Below are 17,617 nucleotides of genomic sequence, written 5' to 3' on the forward strand. Positions count from 1 at the left end.
GAACATGGCTCTCACGTTCGCGCGCGTCGCGTACAGCCAACGCACAGGAACGGCGGCACAGGCCTCATCCGGCGGCGCGGCAGCAGGGCCGCAGGCGGGCGCGCAGCACCCGGCCGGACAAGACGTGAGCACCGAACGTCGGTGCTGGATACACCGCCGGACTCCCCGGCGGTCGATGCTTGACGGTGAATCCGACGCCCCATTTAACGGGGCCGAAACACCAGCGAATTGCGTGAAATTCACGCGCAATGGGCCGCATTATACATAAATCAAAACGCCGTCTCGAAATCCGCCCCGCTTCCGCCATTGATTCTCACTATGGCGGTAACAATCGGAGGCGCGGGGACGGCCCGCACGGCGTGCGCCGAACGCTCGCTCCGCGGGGCCGGCGGGCGGCGCGCGCGACCGGTACAATCGGTCCTTTTAGCCGCCGGTGCCCTCATGAAAGTCACGCTCATCCCGGTCACGCCGTTCCAGCAGAACTGCTCGCTGCTCGTCTGCGAAAAGACCGGCCGCGCCGCCGTCGTCGATCCGGGCGGCGATCTCGAACGGATCGAACAGGAGATCGCGCGGCAGAACGTGCAGGTCGAGAAAGTGCTGCTCACGCACGGGCACGTCGACCACTGCGCGGGCGCAAAGGCGCTCGCCACGCATTACGGCGTGCCGATCGTGGGGCCGCAGGAAGACGAACGCTTCTGGATCGAACAACTGCCGATGCAGAGCCAGCGCTTCGGCTTCCCGGCCGCCGAAACCTTCGAGCCGGATCACTGGCTGAACGACGGCGACACCGTGCAGTTCGGCGCCGAGACGCTCGAGGTCTATCACTGCCCGGGTCATACGCCCGGCCACGTGGTGTTCTTCAGCCGCGCGCATCGCGTCGCGATCGTCGGCGACGTGCTGTTCGCCGGCTCGATCGGCCGCACCGACTTCCCGCGCGGCAATCACGCGGACCTCGTGCGCTCGATCAAGGAAAAGCTGTGGCCGCTCGGCGACGACGTCACGTTCGTGCCGGGCCACGGCCCTGTGTCCACCTTCGGCGACGAGCGCCGCACGAATCCGTTCGTGTCCGACAAGGCATACGGATGAACCAGACCGCCATCCCCGAAATCTACGTCAGCACCGACGTCGAGGCCGACGGCCCGATTCCCGGCCCGCACTCGATGCTGAGCTTCGCGTCGGCCGCCTATACCGAGGACAAGCAGCTGATCGCGACGTTCTCGGCGAACCTCGAGACGCTGCCCGGCGCGACCGCGCATCCGGTGCAGGAAGCGTGGTGGAAGACGGAGCCCGACGCATGGGCCGCATGCCGGCGCGACCTGCAGGCACCGGAGGCCGCGCTCGTCGCGTACGTCGAGTGGGTCGAGGCGCTGCCCGGCAAGCCGGTGTTCGTCGCGATGCCGGCCGGCTTCGATTTCACGTTCATGTTCTGGTACATGATGCGCTTCGCGGGCCGCTGCCCGTTCTCGTGGTCGGCGCTCGACATCAAGACGCTCGCGTTCGCGATGACGGGCCTGCCGTACCGCAAGGCCATCAAGCCGCGCTTTCCGAAGCACTGGTTCGACGATCACCCGCATACGCACGTCGCGCTCGACGACGCGATCGAGCAAGGCGCGCTGTTCTGCAACATGCTGGCCGACCTGCGCCGCCAGCAGGCCGCGCTCGCGGGGCTGGCGGTCGCCGACACCGACCGGTCGGAACAGGCGGGAGCGGGACAAAATCCCACGGATCCGCGCGCAAATTAGCGAATCTCGCTCACCGGCACGCCGCCAGATTGCCTTTCCTTTCCCGGCCCTCTAACATTCAGCGTGTTGTAGCTGCCGCATGGAGGCGCAGGTGACGCTCGATTCCTTTTCGCAAAAAATCCTTCGCCTGTTGCAGCTCGACGCGCGCCGTTCGGTACAGGAAATTTCCGACCAGGTCGGCCTGTCGAGCACGCCGTGCTGGCGGCGCATCAAGGACATGGAACAGTCCGGCGTGATCCAGCGCTATACCGCGCTGCTCGATCGCGAGAAACTCGGCCTGCACGTGTGCGCACTCGCGCACGTGCATCTGACGCGTCACAACGAAGGCGGCGTCGAACAGTTCGAGCGCGAGATCGCAACCTGCCCGGAAGTCACCGAGTGCTACAGCACGACGGGCGAAGCCGATTACATCCTCAAGATCGTCGCGCCCGACATCAAGGCCTACGACGTCTTCCTGCACGAACGGATCTTCAAGATTCCAGCGGTGTCGCAGGTGCGCACGAGCGTCGTGCTGCGCGAAATCAAGTTCGACACGCAGCTGCCGCTGTAACGCGCGGCGCGCGAACGCGTTCGCGCCGGCGTCACGCCTGCGCGGGCAGCGCGCGTGTAAAGCTGATCCGGCGCGCGCCGAACTGGCGCTTCAGCGTGTCGACGTCGAGCCTGCCGGCCAGTGCCGCGTCGGTCGCGCCCGCCTCCGCGGCAAGCGTCACGTCGATCTCCAGCCCCGTGCTCAGATAGTGCAGATCGATCGCGTCCGCATGCAGCCCGCGCTGCGCGAGCGCGTCGTCGAGCCGCGTCGCGATCTCGGCGCGCGGCGGCAGCGCGAGCGCCGGACGGCGCGCCGCGTCGTTCTCCGGGTCGACGTGAATCAGCGCATCCAGCACGCGCGGGTCGCGCAACACGCGCGCCCGTGCGGTTTCCGCGATGTAGTGCCCTTCCGATACCGAGATCATCGGATCGACCAGGATGTGCGCGTCGACGAGCGCGGCATCGCCCATCTTGCGCGTGCGCAGGTCGTGCACGTCGCGCACGCCGGGCGTCGCCGCGAGCAGCGCACGGATCTCGTCCGTGTCGGTCGTCGCGAGCGCGCGATCGGACAGGTCCTGCAACGCGTCATAGCCGAACGTCCAGCCCATGCGGGCGATCATGAAGCCGACGATCGCGGCCGCGATCGGGTCGAGCAGCCGCACCCCGGCCAGGCTGCCGACGATGCCGATCGCGACGACGAGCGACGACGCGGCATCCGAGCGCGCATGCCACGCGTTCGCGACGAGCATCGCCGAACGCACGCGCCGTGCCTCGCGCAGCATGTAGCGGAACAGCGCCTCTTTCGACACGAGCACCGTCAGCGCGACGATCAGCGCGGAAAAATGCACGGCCGGGATGTTTTCCAGATTTACGAGGCGATTGCCGGCGCGCCAGAGCATGCCGATACCGACCGCGATCAGGATCACGCCGAGAAACAGCGATGCAACTGTCTCGTAACGGCTGTGCCCGTAATTGTGGTCGGCGTCCGGCGACGCGCCGCTATGACGATTCGCAACCAGCACCACAAAATCCGAGATCAAATCGGAAATCGAGTGAACGCCGTCGGCAATCAATGCCTGCGAATGCGCAACCACGCCCACGACGATCTGAAACGTCGCAAGCACGAGATTCAGCACAATACTGACGAGGGTGCTCTTGCGCGCGACCGCATGCTTATCGGCGCTTTGCGCGTCACCGGAAAACGTGGACATGAAATACAGAATATCGGTTGAGGTAAGAAATTCTATCAAACCTGGCCGTCAGGGCATTCCGATAACCTTAAATTTCCCAGTTAAATCAACCGCTTATGCGAACGGATCGCATTTCCATTCGCACACCGTTTCTGACATTTTCATGACATCGCGCATACATTTCTATACCGCCATACAAAAAAGCCGCGCTCCTGTGCGGATGCGCGGCTCTTCTGACACTACGACTTAAACGTTCGTTTAAATCGAAAATTGTTCGCGGTCCTTGCCGGCGATCCAGCGCGGCGGCTTGCCACGGCCCGACCACGTCGCGCCCGTTTCCGGATCGCGGTATTTTGCCGCCACGCCAGCGCGCGGACGACCCACCTTGCCTGCCTTCGCGCGGCTCAGGCCGAGTTCGGCGAGCGAAAAGCCGTAGTCGGCAATTTTCTGCTTCACGTCATTCAGCACTTCAGCGTATTCGCGCGACTTCGCTTCTTCGATTTGCTTCTCCAGCTTCTCCCGCTGGGCCAGCAGGTCCTTGTAAGAAGACATAGTTTCCCTTTCTATATGACCAATGGCACCGGTCTGCAGCCGGCTACCCATTCATGGAATATTGGTGCCTCGGATTTTCGAAGGCAGAGATTAGCACAAAAAAGATTTGATTGAAGCGGGACTTACGAAAATCCCGAGACCAATTGTAAATCACACACGCCATTTTGGGCCACCACGGCCTTTTCTCAAATTTTCTCGCGGTTACATAGAGATTAGGACATTAGGCATCGCGTATTAGGTCTATCAACATACGCAATTACCCTGCATGCGAGAAAATCGAAGCTTTCATCCCGCGACAAGTTCGCGTAAATCGCGGCTCGCGGCCTGCCAAACGCTCGAACCGGGCTGCGCGACGTCACGTCACATCACGCGCGCACGCAATCAGCCGCTCGCGCAATGCGTCCGAATCAGCCGGCGTCGCATCGAACGGCGTGCGCACGCGGCGGCCGTCGCAACGCCAGTCGGCGCCGTGGCGGTCGACGCCGAGCAGCTCGAGTCCGTCGCGACGTGCGTCGCTCGCCTCGTACGCGTGCCAGAGCGCCCGCTCGTCGTCGAACCCGAGCGGCGGCAGCGCATCGAGCGCCGCGCCGTCCAGCCAGCCCATCCGGCCGAACCCGCCGATATAGCGCAGCCGCTCGACGTCGAGCGCCCAGAACGAGAAGTCGCCGAGCGCGAGATAGCGCGCGGCGTCCGGCTCGTAGCGCACGTAGCGTGCGGCGACATGCGGATCGTCGCCGAGCGGCACGAAACGGCCGAGCAGCGTCGCGCGCTCGGCATCGAGCACGTCGCCGTCCGGTGCGTCGACGACGAGAAAGCCCGCACGCGGATCGGCGGCGAGGTTGCGCGTATGTTCGGCGAGACGGCTTACGAGAATCACCGGCCGATGGCTTGCATCGGGCGCGAACGGTACGACGGTCGGATACGGAAAACCTTGCGGGTCGCGCGCGTGGGTCGCGAGCGTGCCGAGCGCGCAGCGGTGCAGCAGGTGCAGGGCAAGGGCGGGATCGATGTTCACGGTGACTCCTGCGGTCGAAAGACAGACGCGGCGATGACGGCGGACGCGCGCGCAATGCGTGTCACGTACCGGGCACCGCGCATGCGCACCGATGTTACCTGCGCACGCGACATCCCGTGCATCGGCCGGATGGACAACGGATGCGCCCGCGCCAGTACCGCGCGCGGTCGTCCCGGTCGTCTCGCGCGGCAGCCACGGCCAGCGCGCCGGCAAGACAGTAAGCGGTTCGATAGAATCGGATGAATCAGACGGGCGCGACGCGCCCGCGCATTTTCCATCGAAGAGCCTTCCGTGTCCGAATCTTCCTCCCGATCCTCGTCCGATTTCGCCGCCCCGCCCAACGCGCATCGCGTGCTCGCGCTGCCGGTCCGCCAGCGCGCACGCATCGCGACGATGGCGGTGTTCTTCGTCGCCGGCATGATGTACGCGTCATGGGGCGTGCACGTGCCGACCGTGCGCGACAACTTCGCGCTGAGCCCCGGGCTGCTGTCGATCGCACTGTTCGCGGTCGCGGGCGGCTCGATCGCCGCGATGCTGACGATCGCGCGCTGGATCGCGCGCGTCGGCTCGCGAACCGCGTGCCTCGCGGGCGGCCTCGTGATGTCCGCGTGCGCGGCGCTGATCCTCGTCGTGCCCGACTACTGGATGCTGCTCGTCGTGCTCGCACTGTTCGGTTTCTCGATGGCCACGCTGGACGTCGCGATGAACGCCGAGGCGAGCGCGGTCGAGCTCGCCCTTGGCAAGCCGATCATGTCGTCGCTGCACGGGATGTTCAGCGTCGGCGGGATGGCGGGCGCGGCGGCCGGCGGCGCGCTGCTGTCGGCCGGCATGGCGCCGGCCGTGCATCTGGCGCTCGCGGCGGCCGTCGGCGCGGCGGTGCTGCTGGCCGCGAGCCCGGCCGTGCTGCCGCACGTGCCGCATCACGAACACGCGCACGGCGGCGGCAATCGCTGGCGCTCGTCCGCGCTGTGGATGCTCGGCGGCATCGCGCTCGTCGCACTGATCGCCGAAGGCGCGATGTACGACTGGGCGACGGTCTACATGCGCGACGTGGTCGCGGCGAGCCCGGCGCTCGCGAGCGCCGCGTATGCCGCCTTCTCCGGCGGAATGGCGATCGCGCGCTTCGCGGGCGACGCCGTGCGCGCGCGCTTCGGCGCGCCTCAGCTCGTGTTCGTCAGCGCGTCGCTCGCGTGCGCGGGGATGGTCGGCGCCCTGCTGCTGCCGAACCCGGTCGCGGCACTGACGGGTTTCACGCTGATGGGCCTCGGCCTCGCGAACATGATGCCCGTGCTGTTCGCCGCGGCCGCACGCGTGAAAGGGATCCACGCGGCCGAAGGCCTCGCGCACGTGGCCGGGATCGCGTATTTCGGACTGCTGTTCGGTCCGGTCGCGATCGGCGCGGTCGCGCAAGCCGCGAATCTGACAATCGGACTGTCGGTGGTCGCGCTGTGCGCGGCGCTCGTCGCGGGCGTCGCGCCGAAGGTGCTCGCGCATCTGAAGATCTGACGGGCGCGCCGCGCGGTTGCGGCTCCCCAAAAAGGAAGCGCGCCTGCGTTGCCGCAGGCGCGCTTTCACCCCTTCTGTCGACCGCTTTTCAGCTTACATCTTCACTTCGTCGAGCAGCGTCTTCTTGCCGCTCTTGTAGTTGTACAGCGAAATCACGCCGTGCTTCAGATCGCCCTTCGAGTCGAAGGTCGTCGTGCCGATCACGCCCGTGTAGTTCGTCGCCGGCATCGCGGCAACGATCTTCGCCGGGTCCGTCGAGTTCGCGCGCTTCATCGCATCGGCGATGATGTACACGGCATCGTACGTGAACGGTGCGTAGATCTGGATCGGCTGGCCGAAACGCTTCTCGTACTTCGCCTTGAACGCGGCACCGCCCGGCATCTTCTCGAGCGACGCACCGGCTTCCGAGCACACGATGTTGTCGGTCGCATCGCCGGCCAGGTCGGCCAGCTTTTCCGTGCACACGCCGTCGCCCGCGAAGATCTTCGCGCGCAGGCCGAGCTGCTTCGCCTGTTTCGCGAACGGGCCGCCGGTGGCGTCCATGCCGCCGTACATGATCGCGTCCGGATTCTCGCCCTTGATCTTGGTCAGAATCGCGCGGAAGTCGACCGCCTTGTCGTTGGTCGCGTCGTGCGACATCACCTTCAGGCCGAGCGCCTTCGCCTTCTTCTCGAACTCGTTCGCGAGACCCTGGCCGTACGCGGTCGAATCGTCGACCACCGCGACGCTCTTGATGCCCTTCGAGTGCGCGTAGTCCGCCAGCGCCGGGCCCTGCTGCGCATCGGTCGCGACCACGCGATACGTGGTCTTGAAGCCTTGCTGCGTGTAGACCGGGTTGGTCGCCGACGGCGAGATCTGCACGATGCCCGCATCGCTGTAGATCTTCGAAGCCGGGATCGACGTGCCCGAGTTCAGGTGGCCGACCACCGCGACGACCTTGTCGTCGACGAGCTTCTGCGCAACCTGCGTGGCCTGGCGCGGGTCGGCCGCGTCATCCTGCGCATCGAGTTGCAGCGTGATTTTCTGGCCGCCGACCGTGAGACCCTTGGCGTTGATCTCCTCGACCGCGAGACGTGCACCGTTTTCGTTGTCCTTGCCCAGGTGTGCAATGCCGCCCGTCAAAGGCGCGACGTGGCCGATCTTGACGACTTGATCGGCGGCCGCGTTGCTTGCAGCTGCAACGCACAGCATCGCCGCGGCGGTGATCGGCAACAGCTTTTGCATCTTGATATTCATGTAAGTCTCCAGTTTCGGTCCCAATAAACGCCATCGCCCGGTGCCCCGCTGCCATCCCTGTGTTTGCATTCACTGGACGATTCGCCGGTTGCATCGTTCATGCACTTGGCCTCAAGCACGTGGGGAAACGGCCGCTTTTAGCAACTGCCCGCCCGTACTTGCGCGCAAGTGTAGGTGATCAAATTAATTTGTGGGACTTTTTTGGGGTAGTGGTAACACTACCGATACCGCACTTTCGAATAGCCGCTCGAATATCGCTGCGAGCCCCGTCGGATAAGGGTTTCCGCTAGTCGCCAGACGCCGGATGAAAGCTCGCTTCACAGCATTCCCACGCCATTTCGATTCGGTATTTTGTGCAAGGGATCGTTGAATGAAACGCGCGTGACAACACGCGCGTTTCGAGCTCGGCTAGGAACCGTTTACGCAGCGTTCGAACGGCTCGCGCACGCATCGACGCTTTCATCGCGGCATCGAGACGTTCACGCAGGTGTCGGTCCGCTCATGCGAGCGTCGCGCGCCATTCGGCGTCGAGCGCCGCGACGAGCTGCGACGTCGTCAGCGCGGCGTCGCGCCGGCGCGCGAGCGGCGCGCCCTGCCCGGCCCACAGCGACAGATAGTCGCCGTCGTTCGCGCGCGCGGCCGCCTGACGCAGCGGCTGCGTCAGCGCGTTTTGCACCGGGTACGGCGCGACGTCGGTGATGCGTTCGCCGAGCCGCGCCATCAGCGTGTTGCGCAACCCGCGCGCATGGCGGCCGGTGATCGCGCGCGTGACCTGCGTCGACGTATCGGCGCTCGCGAGCAGACGCGTTTTCCAGTCGGCCGCGATCGCGCTCTCTTCACAGGTGAGGAACGCGGTTCCCAGTTGTGCGGCCTGCGCGCCCAGCGCGAGCGCGGCGGCGATCCCGCGGCCGTCCATGATGCCGCCCGCGGCGAGCACCGGCAGGCCGGTCGCGTCGGCGAGTTGCGGCACCAGCGCGAGCGTGCCGATCAGCGCGTCGTCGGCCGGGCCGATGAAGGTGCCGCGATGCCCGCCGGCTTCGGCCCCCTGCGCGGACAACGCGTCGGCGCCGGCCGCCTGCCACGCGAGCCCTTCGGCGACGTGCGTCGCGGTGCCGATCACGTAGGTGCCGGCGGCCTTCAGGCGCGCGACGTCGGCCGCGTCGAGCACGCCGAACGTGAAGCTCGCGACCGGCACGCGCAGCGCGACGAGCGCATCGAGCTGCGCGCGGAAGTCGGGCGCATAGCGCGCGGGCGCGGTGCCCGGCGGCAATCCGAGCGTCGCGTTCAGCGGAGCGATCGCGGCGAGCGCGCGCGCGACGGTCGCCGCGTCGGGCGAAGCACCGGGCGATGCGTCGGGCAGCACGAACAGGTTCACGGCGAACGGACGATCGGTCGCCGCGCGAATGGCGGCGACTTCGGTCGCGAGGCGATCGGGCTCGAACGCGCCGGCGCCGAGACTGCCGAGCGCGCCGGCATTGGACGCAGCCGCGACCATTGCGGCCGTGGTCGCGCCGACCATCGGCGCCTGCACGAGCGGCAGGCGCAGGCCGAAGCGTTCTGAAAACGGTGTGGAGAATGAACGGGCGGACATGGCGAATCCTTCGATGACATGCGCGAAAGCGCTTTGTAAAGGCCGACACATCGACTCTATCGAAGCGGCGCCGCGCCGAAAAATGAATAATCGAGATCAAAACGATCGCTGCGCGAGAAGCAGTTTCGACAGCATGCTGGAGAAGCCCGTACGCACCGCGGGCGCGGGCCTTGCGCGCGCTGCAGCGCCCCGGGTTTGGTGGCACACTAGGCCGCCCCTCTTTCATCCGCGGCGCGCCTCGCGCGCCCGTTCGCCAGGAGTTCAAACGTGACAGCCCAATGGATCGACATCCCGACCGGTAACGACAGCTTCGGCGGCTATCTCGCGCTGCCCAAGCGCGGCAAAGGCCCCGCCGTCATCATCATCCAGGAGATCTTCGGCGTGAACTCGCACATCCGCGCGGTCGCGGATCAGTACGCGGCCGACGGCTTCGTCGCGCTCGCGCCGGACGTGTTCTGGCGCACGCAGCCGCGCGTCGAGCTGACCTATGAAGGCGCCGATCGCGACAAAGGCATCGAGCTGATGAAGAAGACCGACATCGGCCTCGCGGTCGCGGACATCGGCGCGGCCGCCGACGCGCTGCGCGTACGCCCCGAAGTCGACGGCAAGATCGCCGCGATCGGCTATTGCTTCGGCGGCCAGCTCGCGTATCGCGCGGCAGCGGCGGGCAAGGTCGATGCGGCGGTCGCCTATTACGGCGGCGGCATCCAGAACGCGCTGGACCTCGCCGGCAAGGTCACGCAGCCGATCCTGTTCCACTACGCGGAAAACGATCACGGGATCCCGCTCGACGCCGTCGAGCAGGTGAAGCGCGCATTCGCGGGCCGCGACAACGCATCGTTCCACGTGTACCCGGGCGCCGAGCACGGCTTCAACTGCACGGATCGCGCGTCGTACCATCAGCGCGCATCGGCGCTCGCGCACGGCCGCACGCTGACATTCCTCGCCGAGCACCTGTAACCACCGGAATGGCCGGCCGCGGGGCCGGCGCGCCGGGCCCCGCGCTATTCTCCTCTCATCGCCACGAGTCACAACGGGGGTGACAGCGATGCACTCGGACTATCTCGCGCATGACGCGATCGGCCTCGCCGCGCTCGTGCGCGACCGCAAGGCGAGCCCGCGCGAATTGCTCGACGCCGCGATCGGGCAGGCGGAAGCGGTCAACGGCGCGGTCAACGCGGTCGTGCTGCAGGACTACGACGCCGCGCGCAAGCGCGCGGCGCCGGCCGTCGTCGATGCCCGCGCCAACGCACCGTTCGCCGGCGTCCCGTATCTCGTGAAGGATCTCGGCGCGGCGGTCGGCGGGCTGCCGCTGTCGATGGGCAGCCGGCACTACCGCTACTTCGTGCCCGCCGACGATTCGCCGGTGATCGCGCGAAGCCGCGCGGCGGGGCTCAACGTGTTCGGCAAGACCAACACGTCCGAGATCGGCCAGATGCCGTACACCGAACCGCAGCTGTTCGGCGCGTGCCGCAACCCGTGGGACCTCGATCACACGCCGGGCGGTTCGAGCGGCGGCGCGGCGGCCGCCGTCGCGGCCGGCATCGTGCCGATCGCGCATGCATCCGACGGCGGCGGCTCGATCCGGATTCCGGCGTCGTGCTGCGGGCTGTTCGGCCTGAAGCCGAGCCGCAACCCGCTGCTGGTCGACCTGCCGTCGAACGGCGAGCTGGTCGTCCAGCACGCGGTCTCGCGCAGCGTGCGCGACAGCGCGCTGCTGCTCGACGTGACGACCGGCCGGACGCTGCCGCCCGGCGCACCCGGCACCTACCTCGGCGCGCTCGACACGCCGCCGGGCCCGCTGCGGATCGGCCTCGTCGTCGATCCGATGCTCGCGCCCGCGCTCGCCGACGATACGCTCGCCGCGCTGAACGATGCGGCCGCGCTCGTCGAATCGCTCGGCCATCACGTCGAACCGGCGACGCTGCACGTCGACTATGCGCGCGCGGCCGAAACCTTCCTCACGCTGTGGGCGACCATCGCCGAGGAGATGGTGCTCGGCGCGCGCGCACTGACCGGGCGCACCCCGAAGCGCGGCGAGTTCGAGCCCGCGACGTGGGCGATGGCCGTCGTCGGCCGGCGCGTCGCGCGTGCGCGCCTGCCGGACGTGCTCGAATGGCAGCGCCAGCTCACCGTGCAGGTGGCCGGCCTCGTGTCGCGCTACGACGCGATTCTGTGCGCGACGCTCGCGGGCCCGCCGGTCAAGATCGGCGAGCTGCAGCCGACGCCGTTCGAAGCCGCGCAGATGAAGCTGCTCGGTGCGCTGCCGGTGAAGCCGCTGCTGCAGGAAATGCTGTCGAAGGCGTCGGAGAAGGCGTTCGCATGGGCCGGCTGCACCGAGGTGTTCAACCTGACCGGGCAGCCCGCGATGTCGGTGCCGCTCTACTGGAACGCGCGCGGACTGCCGATCGGCGTGCAGTTCGTCGCGCGCCATGCCGACGATGCGCTGCTGCTCAAGCTCGCGCGGCAGCTCGAACAGGCGCGGCCGTGGTTCGACCGGCGCCCGCCGCTGATGCAGGCGCAGCGCTGAGCTGAGCTGAGCCGCGCCGAGGCGATAAAAAAGCCCCGCCGGCGGAACCGGCGGGGCTTTTCGCATGCGAACGTCGCGCGGCGCTTAACCGGCGAGCCGTTCGCAGATCGTGCGCGTCGCGGCTGCAGCGTTCAGCGTGTAGAAGTGCAGCCCCGGCACGCCCGCGTCGATCAGACGGCGGCACAGATCGGTGACGACGTCCGCGCCGAACGCACGGATCGCGTCGCGATCGTCGCCGAAGCTCTCGAGCCGGCGCGCAACCCAGCGCGGCACTTCCGCGCCGCACATTTCCGAGAAGCGCATCAGCTGCGAGAAGTTCGTGATCGGCATGATGCCCGGCACGATCGGCACGTCCACGCCCAGCTTGCGCGCATCGTCGACGAAGCGGAAATACGCGTCGGCGTTGAAGAAGTACTGCGTGATCGCGGAATTCGCGCCGGCTTTCACCTTGCGCGCGAAATTCTCGAGATCGGCCTTCGGCGAGCGCGATTGCGGGTGGTACTCCGGATAGCCCGCGACTTCGATGTGGAACCAGTCGCCATGCTCGGCGCGGATGAAGCTGACGAGCTCGGACGCATAACGCAGCTCGCCGACCGCGCCCATCCCCGACGGCAGGTCGCCGCGCAGCGCGACGATATGCCGGATGCCGTGCGAGCGGTACTGGTCGAGGATCGCGCGCAGGTTGTCGCGCGACGAGCCGATGCACGACAGGTGAGGTGCGGCCTCGAGGCCGTCCTTCTGCATGTCGAGCACGGTATCGAGCGTGCCCTGCTGCGTCGAGCCGCCGGCGCCGAACGTCACGGAGACGAATTTCGGGTTCAGCGGCATCAGTTGCGCGCGCGTCGCGCGCAGCTTCTCGACGCCCTCCGCCGTTTTCGGCGGGAAGAATTCAAACGAGAGTTCGATCGGTTTCATGATTCGGAAGAGAGGCCCGCGCCGTCAGCCGAAGTCGCGCTGCCCGAAGATCAGCGCGGACAGCAGCCACGACACGATGCTGTACAGGATCGAACCGAAGAATGCGGACCAGAAACCCGACACCTCGAAGCCCTTCAGCAGCGACGACGCGAACCAGAAGCACAACGCGTTCACGACGAGGATGAACACCCCGAGCGTGACGATCGTGACGGGCAGCGTCAGCAGGATCAGCACCGGACGAATCACCGTGTTGATCAGGCCAAGCACGACCGCGACGATCAGCGCGGTGCCGAAGCTCTTGATGTGGATCGACGGCACGAGGTACGTGATGATCAGCAGCGCGAGGGCGTTGATGACCCAGGTGAGGATGACGCTCATGGAGGGCTCCGGTTCGGTGGTCGATCTGTACGGTCAGGCAGCGCCGCCGGCCGTCGCATGCGCCCGAAGCGGTGCAGGCGACGCCCGACAGCGGCGGCGCATCAATAGCGGTAGTGGTTCGGCTTGAACGGGCCGTCCTTCTGCACGCCGATGTACGCAGCCTGCTCGTCCGACAGCACGGACAGGTTCGCGCCGATGCGCGCGAGGTGCAGGCGCGCGACCTTCTCGTCGAGATGCTTCGGCAGCACGTACACCTTGTTCTCGTACTCGTTGCCGCGCACGAACAGCTCGATCTGCGCGAGCGTCTGGTTCGCGAACGAGTTCGACATCACGAACGACGGGTGGCCGGTCGCGCAGCCGAGGTTCACGAGGCGGCCTTCGGCCAGCAGGATCACGCGCTTGCCGTCCGGGAAGATGATGTGGTCGACCTGCGGCTTGATGTTTTCCCACTGGTACTGGCGCGTCGACGCGACGTCGATTTCCGAGTCGAAGTGGCCGATGTTGCAGACGATCGCGTTGTGGCGCATCGCCTTCATGTGATCGTGGTTGATCACGTGGTAGTTGCCGGTCGCCGTCACGAAGATGTCGGCCTTGTCCGCCGCGTATTCCATCGTCACGACGCGGTAGCCTTCCATCGCCGCCTGCAGCGCGCAGATCGGATCGATTTCGGTGACCCACACGGTCGCGCCCAGGCCGCGCAGCGATTGCGCGCAGCCCTTGCCCACGTCGCCGTAGCCCGCGACGACCGCGACCTTGCCCGCGATCATCACGTCGGTCGCGCGCTTGATGCCGTCGACGAGCGATTCACGGCAGCCGTACAGGTTGTCGAACTTGGACTTCGTGACCGAATCGTTCACGTTGAACGCCGGGAACGGCAGGCGGCCGTCCTTTTCCATCTGGTACAGGCGGTGCACGCCGGTCGTGGTTTCTTCGGTCACGCCCTTGATGTGCGCGAGGCGCTTCGAGTACCAGTTCGCGTCGACGTCGAGGTGCGCCGCGATCGACTTGTACAGCGCGACTTCTTCCTCGTTGGTCGGCTTCGCGATCACCGAACGGTCCTTCTCGGCCTTCGAGCCAAGGATCAGCAGCAGCGTTGCATCGCCGCCGTCGTCCAGGATCATGTTCGCGAATTCGCCGTTCGGCCATTCGAAGATGCGGTGCGAGAACTCCCAGTATTCGTCGAGCGACTCGCCCTTGAACGCGAACACCGGCGTGCCGGCTTCGACGATCGCGGCCGCTGCGTGATCCTGGGTCGAGAAGATGTTGCACGACGCCCAGCGAACATCGGCGCCGAGCGCCTTCAGCGTCTCGATCAGCACGCCCGTCTGGATCGTCATGTGCAGCGAACCTGCAATGCGCGCGCCCTTCAGCGGCTGCTGCGCCTTGTATTCGTCGCGGATCTGCACGAGGCCCGGCATTTCGGTCTCGGCGATGTTCAGTTCCTTGCGGCCCCAACCGGCCAGCGCCATGTCGGCGACGACGTAATCGTGGGAAGCCTTGGAATCGATAATGGCGTTCATCACGCCCTCCTTTCTAAAAAGTTTCTAGATTGGTGACGTGAGCGCCGTTCAGGAAGCGGGGCCGGCGCGAAAAAATCGCCGCACGGCTGCTTGGTGAAGCTCTCCGAGCCTGGCGGACGCAGAAGGTCCGTCGCAACGCTCCTCGGAAAACGGGAGGGATTGTAGCAAATCGGCGCGAGAATTGCGCGGCACGCGCGGCGCGCTCGCGCGTGGGCATGATGAAAGGGTCAGGTTTCCGCGCCGACCCACGCCTGTTCGCGCAAGCGCGCGCGCAGCCGCGCGACGGCCTGGCTGTGCAGCTGGCACACGCGCGACTCGCTGACTTCGAGCACCGCGCCGATCTCGCGCAGGTTCAGCCCGCGCTCGTAATACAGCGACATCAGCAGCTTCTCGCGCTCGGGCAGCCGCTCGATCGCGTCGACGAGCGCGTCGCGCAGATGGTCGTCGAGCAGCGCCGACAGCGGATCGGCGTGATCGACGCGATAGCGGTCGAGGAACGGCTCGTCGTCGGCCGCGCGGTCGAAATCCTCGTAGTAGATGAGCTGGCTGCCGTGCAGGTCCTGCAGCATCTCCTGGTATTCGTCGAGCGGCATCTTCAGGTGCTGCGCGATCTCGGCCTCGCTCGCCGAGCGGCCGAGCTGCTGCTCGACCTGGTGCACCGCCTGCTCGACCTCGCGCGACGTCTTGCGCAGGCTGCGCGGCAGCCAGTCGTTGCTGCGCAGCTCGTCGAGCATCGCGCCGCGGATGCGCTGCGTCGCATAGGTCTCGAACTGCGCGCCCTGATCTTCCTTGTAGCGGCTGGCCGCATCCATCAGGCCGATCATGCCGGCCTGGATCAGGTCGTCAAGGTCGACGCTCGCCGGCATCTTCGCGACGAGCTGCAGCCCCAGGCGCCGCACGAGCGGCGCGTATTGCGCGAGCACGTCGGCCTGGGTCATCTTTCCTTGAGCGTTGTACATCATGGCTCTCTCCTTCGCTCACGCGGCGTGGGCCGCACCCGCCTCGTACGACGGCTTGCCGCCCGCATGCACGGCGCGGCCCGCCCCCGAACCCGGGCGCATCGGCCAGTACAGCAAGTCGGCGGCAATCTGCCGGTAGTCGCGCGCGGCGGCCGACGACGGGAACGCGTCGACCGCGGTATGCGTCAGTTCGCGCGCCCGCTCGACGAGCGGGTCGGCGCTCACGCAGCCGGCGTCGGCGATCGACACCGTCAGGTAACGGCTCGCGACGCCTGCCAGGTTGTCGAAGGCGGTTTTCGCGTCCGTGTGGCTGCCGACGTGGTTGGTCAGCACGCGGAACTGCGCGAGCGCGTGCGCGAAGTGCAGGCGCTTCATGCACGCGTACGCCTCGGTGATCGCCTGCGCGGCGACCCGCGTGACGATCAGCACGTCGTGCGCCTCGCGCGCGAGCGCCGACAGTGCGCCGTCGGCGCCGAGCCGCGCATCGATCAGCACGATGTCGGCCTGCCCGTCGATGAAGTCGCTGAGTTGCGCGTCGCCGTAGCCTTCGCGCGCGAGCCGGCCGGCCGCGCACAGGCCGAAGCCGGCGGCCACCCGCGTGCGCTCGCCGTCGCGCAGCCAAGGCCCCGCGAGCGTCGCGGCGGCCGAACGCGCGTCCGCGTGTTCGTCGACGACGAGCACGTCCTTGCCGAGTGCGGCCAGCGCCGCCGCGAGGTTCACGACGGTGGCGGTGCAGCCGACGCCCGTCGGCCCGCCCGTCACCGCGACGATGCGCGATGCGCGCCCGGCCAGCAGGCGGCGCAGCCCTTCGGCCTGGTCGATGATCCGTTTATCCAAATCGCACCTCGTGCAGCTCGGCGGTGGAACGTGCGGTCAGTGCGGAAAGCAGCGTCGGCATGTCCTCGTCTTGCGGCACGAAGGGCGAGCCGTCGCGCGGCACACAGAACGCGCTCTTCAGCAGGAATTTGGTCGACGCGACGTACAGGTTCTCCGGCACCTTCTGGCCGGTCGACACGTAGTGGACCGGCAGCTTGTAGCGGATCACCGTGTCGAGCACGCCGCCCAGGTGCGTGGCCTCGTCGAGCTTGGTCAGGATGCAGCCGGCGAGGTCCGGGGATGCCGAGTGCGGGTGCTGCCCCGCGCTGCGGTACGCCTGGACGACTTCGTTGAGCGTATCGCCGTGGCTGGTCGCGTTGAGCAGCAGCAGGCGCTGCACCGGCGCATTCGCACCGTGCAGCATCGCGATCTGGTCGGACAGCGCGCGATCGCGCTGGCTCATGCCGATCGTGTCGATCAGCACGATGTGCTTGTTGCGCAGCTCGGACAGCGCGAGCGCGAGATCGCCCGCATCCTTCACCGCGTGCACGGGCACGCCGAGGATCTTGCCGAAGATGCGCAGTTGCTCGTGGCCGCCGATCCGGTAGCTGTCGGTGGTCAGCAGCGCGACCTTGCTCGCGCCGAAGCGCATCACGCAGCGCGCGGCGAGCTTCGCGGTGGTGGTCGTCTTGCCGACGCCGGTCGGCCCCATCAGCGCGAACACGCCGCCGCGCTCCATCAGCACGTCCTCGCTGTCGAGCACCGGCAGGTTCGCCGCGAGCACCGACTGCGCCCATTCGACGGCCTGCTCGAAGGTCTGCATGTCGGCGCCGGAGGGCAGGTTGTCGACCAGCATCCGCACGAGCTGCGCGGAGAAGCCGGCCGCGAACAGGTGCTTGGTCAGCGCGCGGTGCACCGGGCTGCGGCGCTGGCGGTCCTGCCACATCAGGCTGTCGAACTGCTCCTGCATCATCCCGCGCATCGCGCCGAGCTCGTGCATCACCGTGTCGTTGACGACGCTCTCGATGCGCGACTTCACCGCGTCGGCGAGCGCGGCGGCCGCGTCGGCGGACAGGCGCGTGCGCTCGGCCGGTTGCGCGGCGTCCGCGCCGTTCGCACGGGCGGCGGCGGTGTCGTTC

The 17,617-nt window shown here is 67.2% G+C and carries 17 protein-coding genes and 1 riboswitch; of the genes, 6 read left to right on the plus strand and 11 right to left on the minus strand.

Going from position 1 to position 17,617, the window contains the following annotated elements; genetic code table 11:
- Positions 1-441 precede the first annotated feature (441 nt).
- From O1Q03_RS29585 to O1Q03_RS29595, 3 genes are all read left to right on the plus strand, one after another.
- Positions 442-1,086: an MBL fold metallo-hydrolase gene (locus O1Q03_RS29585; protein WP_269507591.1), complete on the plus strand. Its 645-nt coding sequence runs from the start codon at positions 442-444 to the stop codon at positions 1,084-1,086.
- Positions 1,083-1,742, plus strand: a complete 660-nt coding sequence (locus O1Q03_RS29590) for an exonuclease (protein ID WP_269507592.1) — start codon at positions 1,083-1,085, stop codon at positions 1,740-1,742. The genes O1Q03_RS29585 and O1Q03_RS29590 overlap by 4 nt, the downstream gene beginning before the upstream one ends.
- A 79-nt stretch (positions 1,743-1,821) precedes the next feature.
- Positions 1,822-2,292, plus strand: a complete 471-nt coding sequence (locus O1Q03_RS29595; protein WP_006477376.1) for an Lrp/AsnC family transcriptional regulator — start codon at positions 1,822-1,824, stop codon at positions 2,290-2,292.
- A 31-nt stretch (positions 2,293-2,323) separates the two neighbouring features.
- On the opposite strand, the gene O1Q03_RS29600 is transcribed toward O1Q03_RS29595, so the two are convergent.
- The 3 genes from O1Q03_RS29600 to O1Q03_RS29610 form a co-directional block, all read right to left on the minus strand.
- The gene (locus tag O1Q03_RS29600; RefSeq protein ID WP_269507593.1) at positions 2,324-3,481 is read right to left on the minus strand and encodes a cation diffusion facilitator family transporter; all 1,158 of its coding nucleotides are present in this window, start codon (positions 3,479-3,481) and stop codon (positions 2,324-2,326) included.
- A gap of 237 nt (positions 3,482-3,718) precedes the next feature.
- Positions 3,719-4,012: an H-NS histone family protein gene (locus O1Q03_RS29605; protein WP_096508184.1), complete on the minus strand. Its 294-nt coding sequence runs from the start codon at positions 4,010-4,012 to the stop codon at positions 3,719-3,721.
- 355 nt (positions 4,013-4,367) lie between these two features.
- A complete protein-coding gene (locus O1Q03_RS29610) occupies positions 4,368-5,027 on the minus strand; it encodes a HugZ family pyridoxamine 5'-phosphate oxidase (protein WP_269507594.1) in 660 nt (219 codons plus the stop codon).
- 291 nt (positions 5,028-5,318) lie between these two features.
- Here O1Q03_RS29610 and O1Q03_RS29615 point away from each other — a divergent pair, with 291 nt between their 5' ends.
- Positions 5,319-6,533 carry an MFS transporter gene (locus O1Q03_RS29615; RefSeq protein WP_269507595.1) on the plus strand — a complete coding sequence of 405 codons (1,215 nt, stop codon included), beginning with the start codon at positions 5,319-5,321 and terminating at the stop codon, positions 6,531-6,533.
- Between the two features lie 93 nt (positions 6,534-6,626).
- Here O1Q03_RS29615 and O1Q03_RS29620 read toward each other — a convergent pair whose 3' ends face one another.
- Both O1Q03_RS29620 and O1Q03_RS29625 read right to left on the minus strand, forming a co-directional pair.
- The gene (locus tag O1Q03_RS29620; RefSeq protein ID WP_269507596.1) at positions 6,627-7,769 is read right to left on the minus strand and encodes a branched-chain amino acid ABC transporter substrate-binding protein; all 1,143 of its coding nucleotides are present in this window, start codon (positions 7,767-7,769) and stop codon (positions 6,627-6,629) included.
- A 499-nt stretch (positions 7,770-8,268) separates the two neighbouring features.
- On the minus strand, positions 8,269-9,360 hold the full coding sequence (locus tag O1Q03_RS29625; RefSeq protein WP_269507597.1) for an NAD(P)H-dependent flavin oxidoreductase: 1,092 nt from the start codon (positions 9,358-9,360) through the stop codon (positions 8,269-8,271).
- 267 nt (positions 9,361-9,627) lie between these two features.
- On the opposite strand from O1Q03_RS29625, the gene O1Q03_RS29630 reads away from it, so the two are divergent.
- Complete coding sequence (locus tag O1Q03_RS29630; protein WP_269507598.1) at positions 9,628-10,320, plus strand: dienelactone hydrolase family protein; 693 nt, start codon at positions 9,628-9,630, stop codon at positions 10,318-10,320.
- Between the two features lie 88 nt (positions 10,321-10,408).
- Complete coding sequence (locus O1Q03_RS29635; RefSeq protein ID WP_269507609.1) at positions 10,409-11,890, plus strand: amidase; 1,482 nt, start codon at positions 10,409-10,411, stop codon at positions 11,888-11,890.
- Positions 11,891-11,974: 84 nt separating this feature from the next.
- Here O1Q03_RS29635 and metF read toward each other — a convergent pair whose 3' ends face one another.
- The 6 genes from metF to flhF all read right to left on the minus strand — a co-directional run.
- A complete protein-coding gene (metF, locus tag O1Q03_RS29640; RefSeq protein ID WP_269507599.1) occupies positions 11,975-12,805 on the minus strand; it encodes a methylenetetrahydrofolate reductase [NAD(P)H] in 831 nt (276 codons plus the stop codon).
- A 24-nt stretch (positions 12,806-12,829) separates the two neighbouring features.
- Positions 12,830-13,183: a phage holin family protein gene (locus O1Q03_RS29645; RefSeq protein ID WP_089466396.1), complete on the minus strand. Its 354-nt coding sequence runs from the start codon at positions 13,181-13,183 to the stop codon at positions 12,830-12,832.
- 101 nt (positions 13,184-13,284) lie between these two features.
- Positions 13,285-14,703: an adenosylhomocysteinase gene (ahcY, locus tag O1Q03_RS29650; RefSeq protein ID WP_269507601.1), complete on the minus strand. Its 1,419-nt coding sequence runs from the start codon at positions 14,701-14,703 to the stop codon at positions 13,285-13,287.
- A gap of 32 nt (positions 14,704-14,735) precedes the next feature.
- Positions 14,736-14,853, minus strand: a riboswitch (S-adenosyl-L-homocysteine riboswitch).
- Between the two features lie 77 nt (positions 14,854-14,930).
- On the minus strand, positions 14,931-15,665 hold the full coding sequence (locus tag O1Q03_RS29655; protein WP_269507602.1) for an RNA polymerase sigma factor FliA: 735 nt from the start codon (positions 15,663-15,665) through the stop codon (positions 14,931-14,933).
- 15 nt (positions 15,666-15,680) lie between these two features.
- Positions 15,681-16,499: a MinD/ParA family ATP-binding protein gene (locus tag O1Q03_RS29660; protein WP_269507604.1), complete on the minus strand. Its 819-nt coding sequence runs from the start codon at positions 16,497-16,499 to the stop codon at positions 15,681-15,683.
- The coding region (flhF, locus tag O1Q03_RS29665) for a flagellar biosynthesis protein FlhF (RefSeq protein WP_269507605.1) at positions 16,492-17,617 on the minus strand (1,126 nt) is incomplete at its 5' end. The genes O1Q03_RS29660 and flhF, both read right to left, overlap by 8 nt.

The organism is Burkholderia sp. IMCC1007 (assembly GCF_027257875.1).
Taxonomy (GTDB): Bacteria; Pseudomonadota; Gammaproteobacteria; order Burkholderiales; family Burkholderiaceae; genus Burkholderia.